Genomic DNA, 2,581 nt, shown 5'->3' with positions numbered 1-2,581 from the left:
CCTGCAATGTTCTAGCGGTAGTCGAAGGCAAAGCGCTCACTTTATGAAAAAATCTGGCCAAATTTCATGAGAAGTCAAGCTCATGAAAAAATCAAGTAGATTTTCACGGATGCACAAGATTTGCTTGCGCGATTTTGACGGTTCATGCAAAGGCTCCGCCGAGAGCGGCGAGTGGGGACGTCCGATCGAGACAAAGGGTAAGGGACGGCCCATGCTGGAAAATAACCCCCGAATTGCGGGCGATGCCGAGATTGTCGACGAGGCGATCCTGTCGCGCCGTTCGGTGCGCGCATTCCTGCCCGACATGGTCGACGACGAAACCATCCGCGCCATTCTGGCGGTTGCGGCGCGTGCCCCATCCGGCACCAACATGCAGCCATGGAAGGTCTATGTCACCAAGGGCGAGAGCAAGCAGCGGATATCAGACGCCATTCTCAATTCCGGCATTCGCGCCGAAAAAGCTGATTGGGACGAGTACCGGTATTATCCCACACAGTTCTTCGAGCCGTATCTGACCCGCCGCCGCGCCAACGGTTTCGGCCTCTATGGCGCGCTCGGGATCGGTCGTCGCGAGGTCGACAAGATGCGCGCCCAGCACGACCGCAACTTCGTCTTCTTCGACGCCCCGGTCGGCATGATCTTCACCATCGACCGCCGCCTCAACCAGGGCTCATGGATCGACTACGGCATGTTCCTGCAGAACATTATGGTCGCAGCAAGAGGCAGGGGTCTGCACACCTGTCCGCAGGCGGCCTTCGCGCCCTATCACCGGCAGATCAGGCCGGTGCTCGACATTCCGGACGAAGAGATCGTCGTCTGCGGCATGGCGCTTGGTTATGAAGATACGTCAAAACCTGAAAACGCCTTCCGCACCGACCGCGTGCCGCTGGAAGAGTGGGTGACGTTCAGCGAATAAGCCAGCCAGCCTCATTCGGTATTCATCTGTGCGCCGTGGCCGCTGACATGGGCACCGTCCTGTGGCGTCAGCTTGAGGTAGGCAAGCAGCGCGCAGAGCGTGATGATGCCCTCGATGACGAACAGGATGCGGAAATCGTCGGCGACGGCTGGACCGCCGCCGGCCAGAAATGACAATACCGCCGCAGCCAGGCCGACGCTGATCGCCACCGCCAGCTGCCATAATATGTAATAGAGCGCGCTGAAGCGGGCGAGCTGCTCGGGCGCGATGTCGGAATAGGCGAGATTGCCGGTCGAGGCCCATTGCGCGGAGCGGAAGACGCCGAAGACGAAGATGTAGGTCAGCACGATCCACACCGGCGTCGTCGCCTGCATCAAGGCGAAGCCGGCGACCATCACGGCGACGATCGGGGTGTTGTAGACCAGCACGCGGCGAAAGCCGAAACGGTTGAGGACACGCGGCATGAAGAAGCGCATGGCCACGGAGCCGACCGCGGCGACGAAGGTCAGCGATCCCGCCTGCACCGCGCTCATGCCGAAGCCGAGCTGGAACATCAAGGGCAGCAGGAACACCACCGAGCTGAGGCCGATCGTGTCCAGCCCGCCGCCGGTGAGGAACGAAATGCGGAAGGTACGGATGCGCAACAGCTCGAGATCGAGCAGCGGATTGCGCACGCGCAGGCAGTAGAACGAGGCGATGGTCAGGATGACCAGCGCCAGCGCCAGTTCTGCGGCGATGATGCCGCCCGCGGCATCCTTGGCAGCAAGCGAATCCATGCCGAAGACCAGCAGGACCATGCCGCTGCCGACCAGCAGGAAGCCCGGAAAATCGAACGGCGTGCGCACGGGCTTGGTCATCGTCGGAAACAGCGAGGCGGCAAGAATTGCCGCCGCCAGCGCGAACGGCACGTTGATGAAGAAGATCCAGCGCCAGGAAATGTAGGTGGTCAGCGCGCCCCCGACGAGCGGACCGACCAACGGTCCGGACTGGCCGGCCAGCGAGATGTACATGTTGATCTTCAGCGTTCGGCTGCGCGGAAAGGTCGACAGGATGACGACCTGGCCGAGCGTGCCCATCAAGGCACCGCCAAAGCCTTGCAGCGCGCGGGCGCCGACCAGCATCCAGATGTTGTCGGACAGCCCGCAGAGCGCCGACGAGGCGGCGAACACCAGCAAGGCAAAGCAGTAGACGTTGCGCAGGCCGAAGCGATCGGCGGCCCAGCCGCCAAGCGGCATCGAGATGATCAGGCTGGCGACATAGACGGTAATCAAGAGGCCGAGCTGGCTGGGCGGACGGCCGAGGCTTTCGCTGATGCCCGGCAGCGCGGTCACCACGACATTCTGGTCGAGGCTGGTCATGAACACGCCGCAGGCGACCGTCAGCGGCAGCAGGAGCAAGGCTCTGGCCGGCACATCGGCGCGATCCGTGGCGCCGGCGGATAGTTCTGCGGTCATGGAGATGTTCGAACCAAACGAATGTGCCGACTCTTGAAGAAGGGATTTCATATCCCTCGGGCCGGTTGGGCGGCCACGTTTTCGCACCATGGGCGCCGGCGGCCAGATTCTCTAGCGGCAGAAGCGGCTGGCGTTGATGCCAGATGTGGGCAACGCGGCCATCCGGCCGCGCCGCCTACTGCACCTCGTAGCCGACTTCCTCGCTGGCATG

At 62.5% G+C, this 2,581-nt stretch carries 2 protein-coding genes; one reads left to right on the top strand and one right to left on the bottom strand.

The annotated features are described in order from the left end of the window. Positions 1-211 precede the first annotated feature (211 nt). Positions 212-916 carry a nitroreductase gene (locus EN906_RS30435; RefSeq protein WP_164748979.1) on the top strand — a complete coding sequence of 235 codons (705 nt, stop codon included), beginning with the start codon at positions 212-214 and terminating at the stop codon, positions 914-916. Positions 917-927: 11 nt separating this feature from the next. Here the strand turns inward: EN906_RS30435 and EN906_RS30430 are convergent, their stop codons facing one another. Then, positions 928-2,370, bottom strand: a complete 1,443-nt coding sequence (locus EN906_RS30430) for an MFS transporter (protein ID WP_127270664.1) — start codon at positions 2,368-2,370, stop codon at positions 928-930. Positions 2,371-2,581: the final 211 nt, after the last annotated feature.

Origin of the sequence: Mesorhizobium sp. M7A.F.Ca.CA.004.06.1.1, assembly GCF_003999135.1 — a bacterium.
Taxonomy (GTDB): domain Bacteria; phylum Pseudomonadota; class Alphaproteobacteria; order Rhizobiales; family Rhizobiaceae; genus Mesorhizobium.
This window is presented reverse-complemented; position numbering and strand designations above follow the sequence as displayed.

Excerpts from the sequence above, each read along its gene's own strand:
- EN906_RS30430 (WP_127270664.1), bottom strand. The coding sequence starts at position 2,370 with ATGACCGCAGAACTATCCGCCGGCGCCACGGATCGCGCCGATGTGCCG.
- EN906_RS30435 (WP_164748979.1), top strand. The coding sequence starts at position 212 with ATGCTGGAAAATAACCCCCGAATTGCGGGCGATGCCGAGATTGTCGAC.